This is a genomic window from Methylobacterium haplocladii, from assembly GCF_007992175.1.
Classification (GTDB): domain Bacteria; phylum Pseudomonadota; class Alphaproteobacteria; order Rhizobiales; family Beijerinckiaceae; genus Methylobacterium; species Methylobacterium haplocladii.
Genome location: NZ_BJZT01000024.1, coordinates 46,975 through 64,318, shown reverse-complemented (window position 1 = coordinate 64,318; position 17,344 = coordinate 46,975). Strand labels below are relative to the sequence as shown.

General features: G+C 64.6%; 13 protein-coding genes. 2 read left to right on the top strand and 11 right to left on the bottom strand.

All coding sequences use genetic code 11. The annotated features are described in order from the left end of the window. Nucleotides 1-4: 4 nt before the first annotated feature. The 3 genes from radA to MHA02_RS22375 all read right to left on the bottom strand — a co-directional run bounded on the left by radA (nucleotide 5) and on the right by MHA02_RS22375 (nucleotide 3,383). Nucleotides 5-1,438 (bottom strand): DNA repair protein RadA, encoded by a 1,434-nt coding sequence (gene radA, locus MHA02_RS11245; RefSeq protein ID WP_147078728.1) that lies wholly within the window; start codon nucleotides 1,436-1,438, stop codon nucleotides 5-7. Between the two features lie 272 nt (nucleotides 1,439-1,710). After that, a complete protein-coding gene (gene alr / locus MHA02_RS11235; protein ID WP_238180386.1) occupies nucleotides 1,711-2,820 on the bottom strand; it encodes an alanine racemase in 1,110 nt (369 codons plus the stop codon). 188 nt (nucleotides 2,821-3,008) lie between these two features. After that, nucleotides 3,009-3,383 (bottom strand): hypothetical protein, encoded by a 375-nt coding sequence (locus MHA02_RS22375; protein WP_174804665.1) that lies wholly within the window; start codon nucleotides 3,381-3,383, stop codon nucleotides 3,009-3,011. A 95-nt stretch (nucleotides 3,384-3,478) separates the two neighbouring features. Here MHA02_RS22375 and MHA02_RS11225 point away from each other — a divergent pair, with 95 nt between their 5' ends. Beyond that, nucleotides 3,479-4,426 (top strand): LysR family transcriptional regulator, encoded by a 948-nt coding sequence (locus MHA02_RS11225; protein WP_147078727.1) that lies wholly within the window; start codon nucleotides 3,479-3,481, stop codon nucleotides 4,424-4,426. A 303-nt stretch (nucleotides 4,427-4,729) separates the two neighbouring features. Here MHA02_RS11225 and MHA02_RS11215 read toward each other — a convergent pair whose 3' ends face one another. From MHA02_RS11215 to rpsF, 5 genes are all read right to left on the bottom strand, one after another. Then, nucleotides 4,730-6,271: a replicative DNA helicase gene (locus MHA02_RS11215; protein ID WP_238180385.1), complete on the bottom strand. Its 1,542-nt coding sequence runs from the start codon at nucleotides 6,269-6,271 to the stop codon at nucleotides 4,730-4,732. A 385-nt stretch (nucleotides 6,272-6,656) separates the two neighbouring features. After that, complete coding sequence (gene rplI, locus MHA02_RS11210) at nucleotides 6,657-7,238, bottom strand: 50S ribosomal protein L9 (RefSeq protein WP_147078726.1); 582 nt, start codon at nucleotides 7,236-7,238, stop codon at nucleotides 6,657-6,659. 29 nt (nucleotides 7,239-7,267) lie between these two features. Further along, nucleotides 7,268-8,317: a DUF2232 domain-containing protein gene (locus MHA02_RS11205; RefSeq protein ID WP_147078725.1), complete on the bottom strand. Its 1,050-nt coding sequence runs from the start codon at nucleotides 8,315-8,317 to the stop codon at nucleotides 7,268-7,270. A gap of 136 nt (nucleotides 8,318-8,453) precedes the next feature. Continuing rightward, entirely contained in the window at nucleotides 8,454-8,729 is a 276-nt protein-coding gene (gene rpsR, locus MHA02_RS11200; protein ID WP_147078724.1) for a 30S ribosomal protein S18, read from the bottom strand. A 2-nt stretch (nucleotides 8,730-8,731) separates the two neighbouring features. Next, nucleotides 8,732-9,199, bottom strand: a complete 468-nt coding sequence (gene rpsF / locus MHA02_RS11195; protein ID WP_147078723.1) for a 30S ribosomal protein S6 — start codon at nucleotides 9,197-9,199, stop codon at nucleotides 8,732-8,734. Between the two features lie 549 nt (nucleotides 9,200-9,748). On the opposite strand from rpsF, the gene MHA02_RS11190 reads away from it, so the two are divergent. Next, nucleotides 9,749-12,412 carry an AAA family ATPase gene (locus MHA02_RS11190; RefSeq protein ID WP_147078722.1) on the top strand — a complete coding sequence of 888 codons (2,664 nt, stop codon included), beginning with the start codon at nucleotides 9,749-9,751 and terminating at the stop codon, nucleotides 12,410-12,412. A gap of 68 nt (nucleotides 12,413-12,480) precedes the next feature. On the opposite strand, the gene MHA02_RS11185 is transcribed toward MHA02_RS11190, so the two are convergent. The 3 genes from MHA02_RS11185 to MHA02_RS11175 all read right to left on the bottom strand — a co-directional run bounded on the left by MHA02_RS11185 (nucleotide 12,481) and on the right by MHA02_RS11175 (nucleotide 17,106). Further along, the gene (locus tag MHA02_RS11185) at nucleotides 12,481-12,855 is read right to left on the bottom strand and encodes a PH domain-containing protein (RefSeq protein ID WP_147078721.1); all 375 of its coding nucleotides are present in this window, start codon (nucleotides 12,853-12,855) and stop codon (nucleotides 12,481-12,483) included. Between the two features lie 69 nt (nucleotides 12,856-12,924). Next, nucleotides 12,925-15,330 carry a PAS domain-containing hybrid sensor histidine kinase/response regulator family protein gene (locus tag MHA02_RS11180; RefSeq protein ID WP_147078720.1) on the bottom strand — a complete coding sequence of 802 codons (2,406 nt, stop codon included), beginning with the start codon at nucleotides 15,328-15,330 and terminating at the stop codon, nucleotides 12,925-12,927. A gap of 153 nt (nucleotides 15,331-15,483) precedes the next feature. Continuing rightward, a complete protein-coding gene (locus tag MHA02_RS11175) occupies nucleotides 15,484-17,106 on the bottom strand; it encodes a histidine kinase famiy protein (protein WP_147078786.1) in 1,623 nt (540 codons plus the stop codon). Nucleotides 17,107-17,344: the final 238 nt, after the last annotated feature.

The following is a 17,344-nucleotide window of genomic DNA, read 5'->3' as shown; positions in this document are numbered from 1 at the left end:
GGCCTTAATCGTCGTCGTCCGGCCATGCACGGGCCGCCGGCCGCTTGCCGCCCGAACGGGGTGCGCCCGATGCGATCCCGGCGACGAGATCGGCGATGTGGCGCAGGGCCTCGGTCTGCATCGCCCGCTCCGGCGTCTCGCCACGTGCCTGCGGCGTGACCGCTTTCGAGAAGCCGAGCTTTTCCGCCTCCTTCAGACGCGCCCCGGCCTGGCTGACGGGCCGAATGGCGCCGGAGAGGCCGAGTTCCCCGAAATACACCGTCTCCGCCGGCAGCGCCGCACCCGAGAGCGAGGAGACCAACGCCGCCGCCACGGCGAGGTCTGCCGCCGGCTCGGTGATGCGCAGGCCCCCGGCGACGTTCAGATAGACGTCGTGCGCACCCAGCCGGATGCCGCCATGGGCTTCGAGCACCGCCAGCACCATCGACAGCCGGTTCGGATCCCAGCCGACGACAGCGCGGCGCGGCGTGCCGAGCGAGGACGGCGCCACCAGCGCCTGGATCTCGACGAGCAGCGGCCGCGTACCCTCCATGCCGGCGAAGACCGCCGTGCCCGGCGCGGCGTGGTCGCGCCCGGCGAGGAAGAGCGCGGAGGGGTTGGGCACCTCGGCCAATCCGCCATCGGTCATCTCGAACACGCCGATCTCGTCGGTCGGCCCGAAGCGGTTCTTCACCGCGCGCAGGATCCGGAAGTGGTGGCCCTGGTCGCCCTCGAAGGAAGCGACGGCGTCGACCATGTGCTCGACCACGCGTGGGCCCGCGATCTGACCGTCCTTGGTGACGTGTCCGACGAGGATCACCGCCGTGCCCGTCGTCTTGGCGAAGCGGATCAGGGCCTGGGCGGAGGAGCGCACCTGCGTGACGGTGCCGGGGGCCGATTCGACGGTCTCTGTCCACATGGTCTGGATCGAATCGATGATCGCCAGCGCCGGCGGCCGCCCCTGCGACAGCGTCTCGACGATGTCCTCGACGTTGGTCTCTGCGGCAAGGTCCACCGGGCGGTCGGAGAGCCCGAGGCGCTCGGCCCGCAGCCGTACCTGGCCCACCGCCTCCTCGCCGGAGATGTAGGCGACCCGCGCCCCGTCCTTCGCCATGGCCGCGCCGGCCTGCATCAGCAAGGTCGACTTGCCGATGCCGGGATCGCCGCCGATCAGGATTACCGAGCCGCGCACGAACCCGCCGCCGGTGACGCGGTCGAGTTCGGCGATGCCCGAGGGCGTGCGCGGGGCTTCCTTGGCCTCGCCGGTCAGCCCCTCCAGGGGAAACACCCGTCCGCGCGCGCGAGACGGCCGCGTCGCCACGGGACCGGCCTGCGGGCCGGCGGCCCCCGTCTCCTCGACGATCGTGTTCCAGCCGTTGCAGGCCTCGCAGCGCCCGCGCCAGCGATTGTAGACCGCCCCGCAGGACTGGCAGACGAAGGTCTGGTGGATCTTGGCCATGTATTTCGGATGCAGCCTGTCGCAAGTTCGATGACGGACGTGCGGTCCCCCTCTCCCCGCACGCGGGGAGAGGGCTTCGGCGACCTAGTCGTCGCCGAAGCGAGGCGGCAGCCGAAGCGGAGGGGGCTCCGACGAAAGAGCCTCGTCCGGTGCCGCCCCCTCACCTCCGCTCCGGTTCCGCCTGCGCTTCCCGCACGGACGACGAGGTCCATGCGGGCCTCTCCCCGCATGCGGGGCGAGGGCGGCGATAGCCGAACGCTTCCGCAAACGTCTCAACTGCCATTGTAGCTTCGAACATAACGGGAACCTAGCCCCGTCAGGATCTCGTAGCCGATCGTCCCCGCCGCCCGGCCGACGGTATCGAGGTCGAGCGCGTCGCCGATCAGCGTCGCGAGCGTGCCGCGGCGGGCCTCCGGCACGGCGGTGACGTCGAGGATGATCAGGTCCATCGAGATCAGGCCGACGATGGGACAGAATACGCCCGCGACGAGGGCGTAACCCCGGTTGCTCGCCATGCGCGGGAAACCGTCGGCATAACCGAGCGACAGCGTGGCGAGGCGGCGGGGCGCAGGTGCGGTCCATCGGGCGTTGTAGCCGGCCGTTTCGCCGGGCTGGATCTCGCGGATCTGCGCGATCGGCGCCTCCAGGCGCACCACCTCACGCATCGGGTTCGTTTCGCGATACGGCATCGGGTTGCCGCCGAACAGGGCGTAGCCGGGGCGGAGCAGATCGTGATGGACCTTGCGCCCGAGATGGATGCCGGAGGAGTTGGCGAGCGAGCCGGGGATACTGGGCAGCGCCGCGCGGATCGCGGCGAAGGCGGCGATCTGGCGAGCGTTCACGGCTTCGTCGGGACATTCCGCGCTGACGAGATGGCTCATCACCAGGGCGACGCCGGCCCGGTCGAGGAGAGGATCACCCGAGAGCGTCAGCGCCTCCGCCGGGGAGAGGCCGAGCCGGTTCATCCCCGTGTCGACATGCAGTGCGGCCGGCAGCGTGCCCTGCGAGACCTCGGCCCAGTCTGCCAACTCGTCGAGGGCGCCGAGCACCGGGCGCAGGTTGGCCTCGGCATAGGCCGGTCCCGTCCCCGGCACGAGGCCGTTGAGGACGTAGATCTCGGCCTCCGGCAGCAGGGCGCGGGCGGCGAGCCCCTCGGAGAGATGCGCCACGAAGAAGGTTCGGCAACCGGCCCGGCGCAGCACCGGCGCGACGGCGGCGAGGCCGCAGCCATAGGCGTCGGCCTTCACCACGGCGGCGCAGGCGGCCTGCGGGGCCTGCGCGGCGAGCCGACGCCAGTTCTCGGCGATGGCCGAGAGGTTGATGGACAGGCGCGCGCCATGCCCCGGCCCGGCCCGCGGGGTGGGGATGGCAGCGTCGCGCACGGAATCTCGGGGCGCTATGGCGGGCTCCTCGGGGAGTCGGCGTCTGCGACCTCATACACCGGCGGGCCGAAGAGGCCACGGCCCGCCCGGCTTCGATCCGGTGGCCGGTGGGGGGTATCGCCGTAGCGCAACAAAAAGCCCCGCATCGCCGGAGGGATGCGGGGCCCGAGGTTCGGCTCGGCCCGAGACTAGCGGGCGGGGGCCGACATCCAGCGGACTTTGCCGGCCGTGAGCGCACCGCCCTGGCGGCGAACCTCGGCGAAGCTCGTCGCGAGGCCGCGGGTTTCGAGGCTGAGCGCCCCGACGCTGCCGGCGTTCTCGATCGAGCCGGTCGTCAGGACCTCGACCGGCGTCGTCGTCCAGTGGACGGCGGACGGCGTCACGAAGCCGCCCTGGCGCTGAACGCCGGCATAGCTCGTGGCGAGCGCGCCGCTCTCGATGCGCATGGCGCCGGTGGTCTTGGCCGCGTGGATCGTGCCGGCCTCGTCGGCGGAGGCCGAAACGGTGAGGGCGGCCAGAGCCAGGGCGGCCGAGGCGGAAATGGTGGTGAAACGGTTGGACATGGTGGGATCCCCTGATCGGGCGGCGGACACCCCGTCGCTTCGTGAGAACCAATGTGTTTGCACCGCACCAATTAATCAAATAGATCCGTTTCATAATGAGTATCGATCATATCAATCTTGCGCGGCTCGATCTCAACTTGCTCGTCGCCTTCGACGCGCTGCTCGCGGAGCGGAGCGTCACGCGGGCCGCAGCCAAGATCGGCATCGGCCAATCGGCCATGAGCCACGCCCTTGGACGGCTGCGCACGACGTTTGCCGACGAGATCCTGACGCGGGCGCCGGACGGCATGCGGCCGACGCCCCGCGCGCTGGCGCTGATGGAGCCGGTACGGGCCGCCCTGTCGCAGATCCAGGCGATCGTCGAACCCCCGAAAGCATTCGATCCGGCGACGGCGCAGGTCACCTTCTCGCTGGGCATCCCGGATTCGACCGAGGTGCTGCTGATGCCCCGCCTCGTCGCGCATCTCCAGAGGGTGGCGCCGGGCGTCCGGCTCCTGCTGCACACGACCGACCGCATCCGCATCCTCGACGACCTCGATTCGGGCCGCATCGATCTCGGCATCGGCGTGTTCGAGCAGGGTCAGACGCACCACAAGCGCCGGCTGCTCAACAAAGAGACCTATCTCTGCGTCTTCAACGCCGAGCTCGTCGGCGTGACGCCGCCGATCTCCCTCGACGACTACGTGCGCTTGCCGCACGTCCTCACCAGCCTCGTCGAGACCGCCCACGGCGTGGTGGACGACGCGCTGGCCAAGATCGGCCGCAGCCGCGTCATTGCGATGACCTCGCCGCGCTTCACGGTGATGCCCTTCGTGGTCCAGCAGGCCCCCGTGATCGCCACGATGCACGCGACCCTCGCCCGCTTCTTCAGCGACTCGATGGGCCTCACGGTGAGCCCGCCGCCGATCGCGCTGCCGGACGTGGCGATCTCGATGCTCTGGCACGCGTCGAATGACGCGGTGCCGGGGCAGCGGTGGTTAAGGGAGACGATTGTGGGGTTGCGGCGGGATAAGATTCGACAAGATCAAACAACAGTCGCTTGACACGGCCTGCGATTGATCGGTTCGGATGCGCGCATTTCCCCTCTCCCCGCACGCGGGGAGAGGCCCGCATGGACCTCGTCGTCCATGCGGGAAGCGCAGGCGAAGCCGGAGCGGGGGTGAGGGGGCGACGACGAAAGAGGCTCATCCGTCGCCGCCCCCTCACCTTCGGCTGCCGCCTCGCTTTGCCGACGACAAGGTCGGCAAAGCCCTCTCCCCGCAAGCGGGGCGAGGGGATGCGCGCAATCCAAGATGATCAAGGAGAGACAATATGGTTCTACATTTCCAGAACCAGAGTCACGCTCTCTACTCTGAACGACTTCCAAGACGCGGTTGCGGCGTGCTCAGCGTATTTTGAGGCGAAGAAAGCGCGCCATAACGCTCTTCACTCGCCAAATTCGAAAACCGCGTGATATTCGCGTCGAACTGTAGCTCCACCGTCCCCGTCGGCCCGTGGCGCTGCTTGCCCAGGATCACCTCGGCCTTGCCGTGGACGCGGTTCATCTCCGCCTCCCAGGCGAAGAACTCTTCGGTGCCCTCGCGGGGCTTCTTGTTGTTGACGTAGTATTCTTCGCGGAACACGAACATCACCACGTCGGCATCCTGCTCGATCGAGCCGGATTCGCGCAGGTCCGAGAGCTGCGGGCGCTTGTCGTCGCGGTTCTCGACCTGACGGGAGAGCTGCGACAGGGCGATGATCGGCACCGAGAGCTCCTTGGCCAGCGCCTTCATGCCGGTGGTGATCTCGGTCATCTCCTGCACGCGGTTGTCGGAGCGCTTGCCGGAGCCGGCCAGCAGCTGGAGGTAGTCGACGATGAGGACGTCGAGGCCCTTCTGGCGCTTGAGGCGGCGGGCGCGGGCGGCGAGCTGGGCGATCGAGATGCCGCCGGACTGGTCGATGTAGAACGGGATCGTCTGCATGTCGCGGGCGGCGTCGGTGATCTTGTAGAAGTCCTCCGGCCGGATGTCGCCGCGGCGGATCTTGTAGGAGGGCACGCCGGATTGCTCGGCGATGATGCGGGTGGCGAGCTGCTCGGCCGACATTTCGAGCGAGAAGAACCCGACGATGCCGCCGTTCTTGGTCTTCGTGGTGCCGTCGGGCTGCTTCTCGCCCTGATAGGCTTTGGCGATGTTGAAGGCGATGTTGGTGACGAGCGAGGTCTTGCCCATGGCAGGGCGGCCCGCGAGGATGATCAGGTCGGAGGATTGCAGGCCGCCCATCTTGGCGTCGAGGTCGGACAGGCCGGTGGCGATGCCCGAGAGCTTACCCTCGCGCTGATACGCCTTGGCCGCCATGTCGACGGCGGCGGTGAGGGCGTCGGAGAACTTCTGGAAGCCGCCGTCGTACTTGCCGGCCTCGGCGAGTTCGTAGAGCCGGCGCTCGGTCTCCTCGATCTGGTCGCGGGGGGCGGATTCGACCGGCGCCTCGTAGGCGCCGTTGACGAGGTCCTCGCCGATGGTGATGAGCCGGCGGCGGATCGCGAGATCGTAGACGGCGCGGCCGTAATCCGCCGCGTTGACGACGGTGGTCGCCTCGGCCGCAAGGCGGGCGAGATAGGCCATCACGGTGATGCCGCCGAGATCGGCATCGCCGAGATAGGTTTTCAGCGTGATCGGCGTGGCGAGCTTGCCGGCCTTGATCAGCGAGGCGGCGGTCTCGAAGATCCGGCGGTGCACCTCCTCCATGAAGTGCTCGGGCATCAGGAAGTCCGACACGCGGTAGTAGGCGTCGTTGTTCACGAGCAGCGCGCCGAGCAGTGCCTGCTCCGCGTCGATGTTGTGGGGCGCGACCCGGTACTCGGCCTGGACCGCTTCGAGCTTGGCCGCGAGGGCGTTCGGCAGGGCCATGGCGGTCTGAGCTCCTTCAGCGGCAGCCCGCGGGCGCCGGTCTCCGTCAGCCGTCCACCATGCCGCGACAGGGTGAACCGATCCTTAGCCGCGCTCCCCGGAACGCGAACGCCCGCGAATCCTGACACGGAAACGCGGGCGTCCATGGTCGAACAAACTGCGAACGAGTCAACCGCAGGAAACGACGCTCCCCGCTGTCCACCGCCGATCGAAGTCGGCTGAACGGCGTTTCCCCTCCCCCTTGCGGGGAGGGGTCAGGGGTGGGGGGGTTCAGGATCGAGCGTCCCGGTCCCGCCTGCACCACCCCCACCTCCTACCTCCTCCCCGCAGGAGGGAGGAGTGAGCCTTCAACGACCGTTCCGATCAGATGGAACCGCTGTCGGACTCAGCGATCCCGGCCGCGATCGTCGGCGCCTTCGCCGGCATCGGCCAGGGCCTGGCCGACTTCGAGGCCGAGGTCGTCGAGGTTGAACGCCTCGCGCTCGGTGACCGACTCGCCGCGGGCCTGACGCTCGGCCTCTTCGGGGCTGCGGGCGACGTTGACGGTGACGGTGATCTCGACCTCGGGGTGCAGCGTGACCGGCACGTTGTGCAGGCCCAGCGTCTTGATCGGCTGGTGCAGCACGAACTGGTCGCGGCCGACGGAGAAGCCGTCCTTGGTGACGACCTCGGCGAGGTCGCGGGTGGAGACCGAGCCGTAGAGCACGCCGGACTCGCCCGACTGGCGGATCAGGGTGAAGCTCTGGCCGTTCAGCTTCTCGGCGACGCCCTCGGCCTCCTTGCGGCGGTCGAGGTTGCGCGCCTCGAGCTGGGCGCGCTGGGTCTCGAAGTGCTTCTTGTTGCCCTCGGTGGCGCGCAGCGCCTTGCCGCGGGCGAGGAGGAAGTTGCGGGCGTAGCCCGGCTTGACGCTGACGGTCTCGCCCATCTGGCCGAGCTTGGCGACGCGCTCGAGGAGGATGACGTCCATGGTAACAATCCTTCTTGGGGTTGGGTGGTTCAGAGGGAGCGGGGTCCGCCGGGCGGCTCCGCCGGGGCCGAGCGGCGCGCGAGCGCCGTGTCGGCGATGCCGAACAGGGTCAGCGCCACGAAGGCGAGGCCCTGAGTCAGGATGAGGACGAGGTACAGCCCGAACAGCAGGGCGCCGCGCGCCTGCCGTCCGCGCGAGCGGTCGTGGAAGGCGGCGAGCCCCTGCAGGCTGAAGGCCGCGCTCAGCGCGCCGATCAGCGCTACGCCGAGCACGCCGGGATAGCCGGGCACCAGCGCCAGGGCGATGGCGCCGACGAGCATCACCAGCACGTTGCGCGGCATCTGCGTGGAGGGAATGTCCGGCCAGGGCCGCATCAGCCGGCCGGAGATCTTCACGATGCGGGCTGCGGCCCACAGGTAGAACACCAGCAGGATGGTGAGGCCCTGCGCGGCGAGGCCCGGGGCGACGGTGGCCAGCGCGTCGGCGACCTCGTCCTGGACCGTGGGAGCCTTATCTTCGTTCGGGACGGGCGGCGGCTCCTGCGCGGGCGGCGGGGTCTCGCCCGAGGGTTGGCTCTCGGGCTGCCCGGCAATCGTCGCCGAAACCCTTGCGGACCCAGCGCCCTTCATCTGCGCCTGCACCACCTTCTTCGCCATGGTGCCGAGCTGCGTGCGAAACGTCTCGTAATTCGGCGCGGCGATCACGGCGATGGCGACGAAGGCAAGCGCGGCGGTGCCGGCGACCCAGGCGAGCAGGCGGCCGACCGGGTACCATTCGAGCGTGCCGTCGGCATTCGGCCGGCCGAGCAGGGCGAGGTAGGCGATCCACCAGGCGGGGACCGCGAGATAGGCCGCGAAGCCGATGCCGAGGAAGGGCGTGACGCCGATCGCCAGGGCGAGCGATCCGGCCGCGACGGCGGCGAGCCCGGCCCTGTGGCTCCAGCCCAGCCCGACGATGAGGATCGGCAGGGGGGCGAGCAGATAGAGCAGGATCGCGAGCGGCGTCGCCTGGAGCAGCATCCCGAACAGGAGCGCCGAGACGAGCCCGGCGAGGACGCCGATGCCGAGGTTCTGGGCCATTTTTGTGTGCTGCGCTGTCCCGCTGTGCCGGATCGGCCAGGGTTAGAGGCGTCGCTGCGCCCCAACGATAGTGGCTCGCGTGAACCACCCTCGACGAGAAGCCGGCCCAGCGAAGCCGGGCCGGCCACTCACAAAATTACTTGATGACGTAGGGGAGGAGGCCGAGGAAGCGCGAGCGCTTGATCGCCTGGGCGAGCTCACGCTGCTTCTTGGCCGAGACCGCCGTGATGCGGCTCGGAACGATCTTGCCGCGCTCCGAGACGTAGCGGGAGAGCAGCTTCACGTCCTTGTAGTCGATCTTCGGCGCGTTGACGCCGGAGAAGGGGCAGGTCTTGCGACGACGGAAGAAGGGACGACGGCCACCGCCGCCCGCACCACCGGCAGCCGCGCCGGCACTTGCACCGAAAGCCATGCTCAGTTCTCCCCGCCGAAGTTACGCTCGGGCCGATCGCCGCGATCGCCGCGGTCACCCCGGTCCCCACGATCGCCGCCGCCGCCGAACTCGTCGTCACGACGACGCGGACGGTCGCCGCGGTCGCGATCCTTGCGGTCGTCGCGGTCGCGCTTCTGCATCATGGCCGAGGGCTCGGCCTCGAGCTGCTCGACGCGGATGGTCATGAAGCGCAGCACGTCCTCGGAGATCTGCATCTGGCGCTCCATCTCGGCCAGGGCGGCCGGGGGGGCGGAGATGTTGAGGAGCGTGAAATGCGCCTTGCGGTTCTTCTTGATGCGGTACGCCAGGGACTTGATGCCCCAGGGCTCGATCTTCTCGATCGTGCCGCCATTGGCTTCGATGACGCCCTTGTAGGTCTCGACCATGGTCTCGACCTGCTGGGCCGTCACGTCCTGGCGCGCCAGGAAGACGTGTTCGTAGAGAGGCATTCTCGGGCCTTTCATCACAAAAAGGAGCCCGACCGCGTCTCAGCGGGTGTCTCGGGCCGGTTCGTCTCGCAATTCTCTCGGCGCCAAGCCCTTCGAGCCGTTGAATGGCCCGAGCGGAGTGTCGAAGGCGGGAACACCGGACGACGGATTCTTGGAAGACGAACCCTATGCCGCGAACGGCACCGCCCGTTCAGCCCCCGGCCGGAGCGAACGCGAAGCGGGGCGTGTAGCGGGGTTTGAGGGGGATGGCAAGACGCCCCTTCCCTTAAGCGACAACCCTGCCCGAAACCAATCTTGCGCGTTTAAGTGGGAAGAATTTACCTAGATATAAAGAGATATACTTAAATAATTCTAATAAGTCTAATCATGAAAGTTTATATAAAGTCTTAAACTGATATCTTTCTATCCAATAGACAATCATTCGAACGATGCCGATAGCATCATCTCAGTGAACACATTTTGGTCGAAACTAAAATCATAAAGAGCCTTGATACATCCCACGGTCGTAGGTTACAAAATCGACTGGATAGGCGGGGCTCTCGAAATTAAATGACTAGAAATCTCATCACGTGGGCAGCACAACAGCCGTTATGGGTAGCCGATAGCCTGAGACGCATCGCTCTAGCCGAAGATTACGTAGTCAGCGATGACGAAATCGAATTAATTGCTGAAGCAATAAGGCATGAGGTTGGCTTACGGTCTGAAATTCAAGTCTGTGAGGCACTATCTCATCACCATCTTGGTACAGGAAATTCTGAACATCAGCGAGTTGCGTTAGCGCAGCTTGGGCCGCTTGAAAACATTGATCGTTTAGCACCCAACCAAATCCTTAGGTTTGCCCCCGTTGGAATCACATTAATCTATGGGGAAAATGGAAGTGGGAAAAGCGGTTATACTCGCATTGCAAAGAAAATATGCCGCAGCCTGTCGGTTGACGATATTCGAGGAAATGTTTTTGAGAATGAATCCAATGCTATTAGGCAAGTCCAGATCCATTTTCAAATCGGGGATAGTCAGAAAACTATATTTAATTGGGTTACGGACAAAGCCCCGCCGAAAGAATTGCGCCAAATTTCTGTTTTTGACAGCAGAAATGCTCGTTTATACGTCGACAGTCAAAACAAAATAGCTTATCTACCGCATGAAGTGGCAATACTTGAGCATCATGGTCAGTTATGTCGGAAAATCTTGAAGTTGTTCAATGAAGAGGAAAGCAGCATCAAGCTGCGTATAAGTACTCCTTTGCCAACTGGGTACACCCCTGGCAGCCTGGTATCTACGATGCTCGAACGGCTGAATGCAAAATCGTCGTCGCTACCATCTGAGCTTGAAATCAAGCGTACTGCCAAGCTTTCCGAAGAAGAAATTATCGAATTATCTTTGCTAGAGCGAGAATTGGCTCAGGATCCAATTGCGCTAGCGGCAATACGCAAAAGATGCATTCTACTTCTTAACAGAATAATTCAAGTAATTGATTCTTTGAATCAGGGTCTTTCAGCAGAAGTTGAATTGGAATTAAAAAGGTTAAGAAGCAATGCGGATTACACTGCCGCTGCAGTCCGGCTAGCAGCTGCAGAAGGATTTTCGGATGAAAAACTTCCAAAAATTGGATCCGATGCCTGGAGGACATTGTACGAGGCTGCGCGCGCTTTTGCTGCGGTTTCTGACAACCTGAGTTCCGGGCAGCTTCCAGATGTTCAAGGAGCCCCATGTCTATTGTGTCAAGAACCACTAAGCGACGAGGCAGCCAGCCGAATGGCTCGTTTTAACGCATTCGTTCTGAGTGACGCGTCGCGTTGCGCTGATATTGCCAGAAACGAGCTAAACTCGGCTGTTGAAAGAATAGTTTCTTTAACGATACCCAGTGATAGTTTGGTGCAGGAAAGCCTTCAACCCTATTCTAGTCTTGAGTTGAAAAGGGAGGCCCTTGTCTCAAAAATCATGTCGATGTTAGTAAATTTTGAAAGACGTAAATCTTCTTTGTTAGATCAAAATTTAGCGATAGTGTCCTTACCGGACACTGCCGAGATACTAAGTTTTTTAACGTCAGATATCCCAAAAATAGAAGAAGAAATTTTGCAGCTTGAAAAGGTCGCGCTTCATGCCTCAGCATTGGATAGAAGGCGTGCCCGACTAGGCGATCTAAAAGATCGATGCAAATTGGGAAATGCTCTAGATATAACTCTTCAAAGATTATCAGATTTGAATCTTTTGACCGGGGTAAAAAAATGCATTGCCCAAACAAATACTCGTGCAACCTCTCTGCAGCTTAGCATTTTGCGAAAGGATCTAATAACAGATGAATTAGAACGGCGTATCCAAGCGGAAATCACGGCACTGGACCTTTCGCATCTGCCATTACAAACAAAAGAAGTAAGTTCTGCCGGAGAAAGTTTATTTTCGGTGGGTCTCAAGACTGCCTCTAGTTTCAAAAACAATCAAATTCTGTCTGAAGGCGAACAGCGAGCATTGGCTTTAGCTTGCTTTTTGTCTGAGATGGGGAGTGACGGCTCAAGCTATGGACTAATTGTAGACGATCCCGTTTCCTCTCTGGATCACAATCGCGTAAGGAAGGTAGCACAGCGCTTAATTGCTGAGGCAGAAAAGGGTCGGCAGGTAATCATCTTTACTCACAATATTGTATTTTTCAATGAGATTGTATCCGAGGCGTCGCGGTCGACCAACAAAATCCCATTGGTGAAATCAGTTATATCAAAATCCGCAACAGAAGGTTTTGGCATAATAAAAGAAGACTGTGAGCCTTGGATCGCTGACGTGAATGAGAGAATCAAAAATCTACGAGATCGCGCCAAAAGTTACCGTAGTGAAACTAATTTTAGTGATGAAAGATACCGCAGACTCGTAAAGGATTTTTATTCTGATCTTCGCGAAACCTGGGAACGATTGGTTGAAGAGGTTGTGCTTGCAAAGACTGTTGTGCGATTTGTGCCCGACGTCATGACGCAGCGTCTCCGCGAGGTTTGTATAACAGATAATGATTACAGGATTATCTATTTTGCAATGAAACGCGCTTCTGAACGTTCGGGACATGACATGGCAGCCGGCCGAAATATAACAGCGCCTACTCCTGCTGAAATAGAGACAGATCTGAAAGAACTCGATGAATTTAGAATCGAATACAAGAAACGCAGCAAAATGACAAGCACCGCTCGATCAGCCTTGGAAAATGCTGCGAAAGCGGAATTCATATGATAGATGATGAACGACTTGCGCACACAGGGTGTAGGATGATGCTTGAGATGTGCTCGCGCTGTTGACACTCACTTCAACGAAGCCGCAATCGCCTGCTGGATCCCCATCACATCCGCCCCGCGCTTCAGCGTGCGCTCGATCGGATCGGGCCGGCCCGAGACCCAGACCTTCAGCTCGGAATCCATGTCGAAGCTGCCGGCGGTCTCCACGGAGAAGGAGGTGATCGCCCGGTAGGGCACCGTGAGGTATTCGACCTTGCGGCCGGTCATGCCCTGCTTGTCGATCAGGATCAGGCGGCGGTCGGTGAAGACCATTAGATCGCGCAGGACGCGGAAGGCGACGCGGACGCTCTCGCCCTGCGTCAGCACGCCGGCGAGCTGCTGGTCGACCTCGCCGGGGGTGAGGTCGCTGCCGTGGCCAAGAAGTCCGTCGAGGAGACCCATGGGACTGCGCTCCGTGTCGTGTCCCGGTGATGTGGGAGGGCGGGGCCGCCTTTGCGAGCGGCCGCGCCGTCACCCCCCGGCGATCAGGTCCCGGATGCGGCTCGCCAGCGCCTCCATCACGAAGGGCTTCGTCAGCACCTGCATGTCGCGGTCGAGATGGCCGTGGCCGAGCACCGCGTTCTCGGCGTAGCCGGTGATGAACAGCACCTTGAGCTGCGGCCGCAGCACCCGGCCGGCATCGGCGAGCTGGCGGCCGTTCATGCCGCCGGGCAGCCCGACATCGGTGACGAGGAGGTCGAGGCGCACGTCGGATTGCAGCACCTTGAGGCCGCCGGCCCCGTCCGCCGCCTCGATGGCGGTGTAGCCGAGGTCTTCCAGCACCTCGGTGACGAGCATCCGCACGGTGGGCTCGTCGTCGACGATCAGCACGGTTTCGCCAACATCGGCCCGCGGCGCGCCGGAAAGGTCGGGCACCGCCTCGACATCTTCGGCGGCGCCGTAATGGCGGGGCAGGTAGAGGCACATGGTCGTGCCTTCGCCGAGCTCCGAATAGATCCGCACCTGTCCGCCGGATTGGCGCACGAAGCCGTAGATCATCGAGAGGCCGAGGCCGGTGCCCTGGCCGATGGGCTTGGTGGTGAAGAACGGATCGAAGGCGCGGGCGATCACCTCCGGCGTCATGCCGGTGCCGGTGTCGGTGACGCAGAGGGAGAGGTACTGGCCCGGGTCGAGGTCGCGGTCCTTGGCGGCGCGCGCGTCCATCCACTTGTTGGCAGTCTCGATGGTGATGCGGCCGCCGTCCGGCATCGCGTCGCGGGCGTTGATGCAGAGGTTGAGCAGGGCGTTCTCGAGCTGCGACGGGTCGACGAGCGCCGGCCACAGCCCGCCGGCGGCGACGACCTCGAGGGTGATCTGCGGGCCGATGGTGCGGCGGACCAGCTCCTCCATGCCGACGACCAGACGGTTCACGTCCGTCGGCTTCGGGTCGAGGGTCTGGCGGCGGGAGAAGGCGAGAAGCCGGTGCGTCAGCGCGGCGGCGCGCTTCGAGGCGCCCTGCGCGGCGTTGACGTAACGGTCGACGTCGCCGAGCCGGCCCTGGCTGACGCGGGTCTGCAGGAGTTCCAGCGAGCCCGAGATGCCGGTGAGCAGGTTGTTGAAGTCGTGGGCGAGGCCGCCGGTGAGCTGGCCCACCGCCTCCATCTTCTGCGACTGCCGCAGCGCCTCCTCGGCGTAGCGCTGCTCGGTGATGTCGCGCCCGACGATGTAAAACAGTGCGCCCTCCGGCACCGCGCTCCACATGATCGTGCGCTGGCGGCCGTCCTTGCAGAAGATGTGATCGACGAAGCCGTCGACGGTCTCGCCGAGCGCGAGCCGCCGGACGACGTCGGCGGTGGCGGCGTGGTCCTGCCTGTCGATCAGGTCGGAGAAGGGCCGCGCGAGAAGCTCGGCGTCGCTCCAGCCGAGCATCCGCGTCCAGGCCGGGTTCACCGCCTTGAGGTAGCCGTCGAGCCCGGCCGTGCCCATCAGGTCGTTGGTCATCGCCCAGAGGCGGTTGCGCTCGCGGGTGCGCTCGGCGACCTGCCGCTCCAGCTCGGCACGGGATTGCGCCAGCACCTCGCGCGCGTCGACGATCTCCTGGATGTCGGTGCAGGAGCCGAACCAGCGGGTGATGTCGCCCTTCGCGTCCCGCACCGGCTTCGCCCGGCCGAGCACCCAGCGGTAGGTGCCCGAATGGTGCTTGAGCCGGTACTCGATGTGGTAGGTCTCGCCCGTCGCCAGACTGTGCCGCCAGACGCCCCAGGCGCGCTCCCGGTCGTCGGGGTGGAACATGTCGTTCCAGCCCTCGCCGTCGGTCGAGCCGGCCGGCACGCCGGTGAACTCGTACCAGCGGTCGTTGTAGTAGTCGTGGAAGCCGTCGGGCAGGGTCGACCAGATCATCTGGTCGACGGAATTGGTGATGCCGCGGAACTTGCCCTCGCTCTCGCGCAGGGCCTGCTGCGTGCGCACATGCGCGGTGACTTCGTTGCCCTGGTTGAGCACGCCGACCACCGTGCCGTCCTCGGCGCGGATGGGCGTGAAGCTGTAGGTCCACCACGTCTCCTCGATCCGGCCGGCCCGCTCCATCGGCAGCATCTGGTCGAAGGCGGCGAAGCCCTCGCCGGTCTCGATCACGCGCTGGAACTGCGGCGCGACGATCGGCCAGATCTCGGTCCAGACCTCGGCGCCCGGCCGTCCGAGCGCGGCCGGATGGCGCTCCGCCGGGATCGGCGCCCAGGCGTCGTTGTAGATCAGCCGCAGCTCCGGCCCCCAATAGACCGCCGTCGGGAAACTCGAATGCAGGCAAAGGTCGACGGCCGAGCGGAGCGGCTGCGGCCAGGTTTCGGGCGGCCCGAACGGCGTCGCCGCCCAATCGTGCGCGCGGATCAGCGCACCCATGGCTCCGCCGCTGCGCAGGAAGACCGCGTCGCTCGTCATCGGGCCGCCGACTCCGCCCGCAGGAATGTCATGCACCCCGTGCGGTCACGGATGGTTCGGAGGCACGCGGCAATCACATGCGCACTATCGACGATCGGACCCTTCACGGGGCCGGAATGACATAGCTCCATGCGCGAGTCGATCCGTAGCCATTCACCCGATGTCGGCCGGCCCATCGAGAACCTGCCGCACGCGGCGGGCCAGCTCCATACGCCGATAGGGCTTGTCGATGACCGGAAATCCATGCCCGCCGGTCCCCGGCCGTTCGAGGGCGTCGGCGGCGAAACCCGTCGTGAGCAGCACCTTGATCTTCGGTTGCCGCTCTCGGGCCGCACGGGCGAGGCCGACGCCGGTCATCCCGCCCGGCATGACCAGATCCGACAGCAGCAGGTCGATGCGCGCGTCGTCCTCCAGGATCGCGATCGCGGCCGCCGGGCCGTGGCTGACGAGAACGTGATAGCCGAAATCCTCGAGGATGATCCGAGCGGTCTCGGCGACCTCGGGGCGGTCGTCGACGACCAGCACCGTCTCGGACCCGTGCCGCTCCGCGACCTTGGAGACGGGCCGCGCCTCGCGCTGGACGCCGGCCTCGGTCGCCGGAAACAGCAGCCGCACCACGGTTCCACCGCCGACCGCCGACGTGATCCGGACGGTGCCCCCCGACTGCTTGGCGAAGCCGTACACGGTGGCGAGCCCGAGGCCGGTGCCCTTGCCCTCTCCCTTGGTGGTGAAGAACGGCTCCATCACCCGCAGCAGCACCTCCGGCGCCATGCCGGTGCCGGTATCCGAGACGGAGACCTCGACATAGTTCCCGGCCTGGACGCCCTGGAGCAGGGCGGTCTGCCGGTCCTGCAGGACGCGGTTCCTGGTCTCGACCGTGACGCGGCCGCCCGCCGGCATGGCGTCGCGGGCGTTGACCAGGATGTTGAGCAGCGCGACCTCGGCCTGGGTCGGGTCGATGCGGGCGTTCCAGAGATCGGGAGCGAGCACGCAGCGCAGCTCGACATCGTCGCCGAGGGTGCGGTCGCCGATCTCGCTCATGCCCTCGACGAGGGCGTTGAGGCTGAGCGTACGACCCTCCAGGCGCTGCTTGCGGGAGAAGGCGAGGAGCTGGTGGGTGAGCGTGGCGGCCCGGTCGGTCGCCGTGCGGATCGCTTCGCCCGCGCGGCCGAGGCGGCCGAGATCGGGCGCGCCGCTCTCGACGAGGCTCTGCAGGATGTCGGTGTAACCGCTGATGACCTGCAGCAGGTTGTTGAAGTCGTGCGCGATGCCGCCCGTCAGTTGCCCGAGCGCCTCCATCTTCTGGGCCTGGTGAAGGGCCTCCTCGGCATCGCGACGGCGCGAGACGTCCAGCTGCGAGGCAAAAAAGTAGACGAGCTCGCCCTGGTTGTTGTGCACCGGCGAGACGAAAAGCGCGTTCCAGAAGGACGAGCCGTCCTTGCGGTAGTTCAGGATCTCGGTGGCGAACTCGCGGCGCTCGGCGATGGCCCGGCGCAGCGCATCGACCGCCACGCCGTCGGTTTCCGGGCCCTGCAGGAAGCGGCAGTTGCGGCCGATCACCTCGTCGTTGGCGTAGCCGGTCATCTTCGTGAAGGCATGGTTGGCGACGATGATCGGGTTGTCGGCCTGATGCGGATCGGTGACGATCATCGGCATCCGCGTCGACTCGATAGCGGCGAAGAAGATGTCGGAATGCGTGCCGGACATCTCGGCCGCTCCGCTCCCCGTCACCGACGGATGGTATCCATGGCCACGCTTCTCCGGGGACTCGAACATCATGGTCCTTGAAGGTCGGTCGTGAGAGCGGCCGACGGGCGGAAAGCGCTGACACGCCGAGGCATCGCACCAAACAAGGCGGTTCGCCCGATGTTCCGCAGCTGCCGACACGGCTTTGCCTCGACCGTCGGCTCCCCGACGTCGTATCGCGAGTTTTTCTTGAGCCGAGGGCGAGTCTTTTTCAGGTCCAAACCGCGCTCGACTGCGATAAGATCAGGGTTCCCAGTCTTGTGAGTGC

Excerpts from the sequence above, each read along its gene's own strand:
- radA (WP_147078728.1), bottom strand. The coding sequence starts at position 1,438 with ATGGCCAAGATCCACCAGACCTTCGTCTGCCAGTCCTGCGGGGCGGTC.
- MHA02_RS22375 (WP_174804665.1), bottom strand. The coding sequence starts at position 3,383 with ATGTCCAACCGTTTCACCACCATTTCCGCCTCGGCCGCCCTGGCTCTG.
- MHA02_RS11225 (WP_147078727.1), top strand. The coding sequence starts at position 3,479 with ATGAGTATCGATCATATCAATCTTGCGCGGCTCGATCTCAACTTGCTC.
- MHA02_RS11215 (WP_238180385.1), bottom strand. The coding sequence starts at position 6,271 with ATGGCCCTGCCGAACGCCCTCGCGGCCAAGCTCGAAGCGGTCCAGGCC.
- rplI (WP_147078726.1), bottom strand. The coding sequence starts at position 7,238 with ATGGACGTCATCCTCCTCGAGCGCGTCGCCAAGCTCGGCCAGATGGGC.
- MHA02_RS11205 (WP_147078725.1), bottom strand. The coding sequence starts at position 8,317 with ATGGCCCAGAACCTCGGCATCGGCGTCCTCGCCGGGCTCGTCTCGGCG.
- rpsR (WP_147078724.1), bottom strand. The coding sequence starts at position 8,729 with ATGGCTTTCGGTGCAAGTGCCGGCGCGGCTGCCGGTGGTGCGGGCGGC.
- rpsF (WP_147078723.1), bottom strand. The coding sequence starts at position 9,199 with ATGCCTCTCTACGAACACGTCTTCCTGGCGCGCCAGGACGTGACGGCC.
- MHA02_RS11190 (WP_147078722.1), top strand. The coding sequence starts at position 9,749 with ATGACTAGAAATCTCATCACGTGGGCAGCACAACAGCCGTTATGGGTA.
- MHA02_RS11185 (WP_147078721.1), bottom strand. The coding sequence starts at position 12,855 with ATGGGTCTCCTCGACGGACTTCTTGGCCACGGCAGCGACCTCACCCCC.
- MHA02_RS11180 (WP_147078720.1), bottom strand. The coding sequence starts at position 15,330 with ATGACGAGCGACGCGGTCTTCCTGCGCAGCGGCGGAGCCATGGGTGCG.
- MHA02_RS11175 (WP_147078786.1), bottom strand. The coding sequence starts at position 17,106 with ATGTTCGAGTCCCCGGAGAAGCGTGGCCATGGATACCATCCGTCGGTG.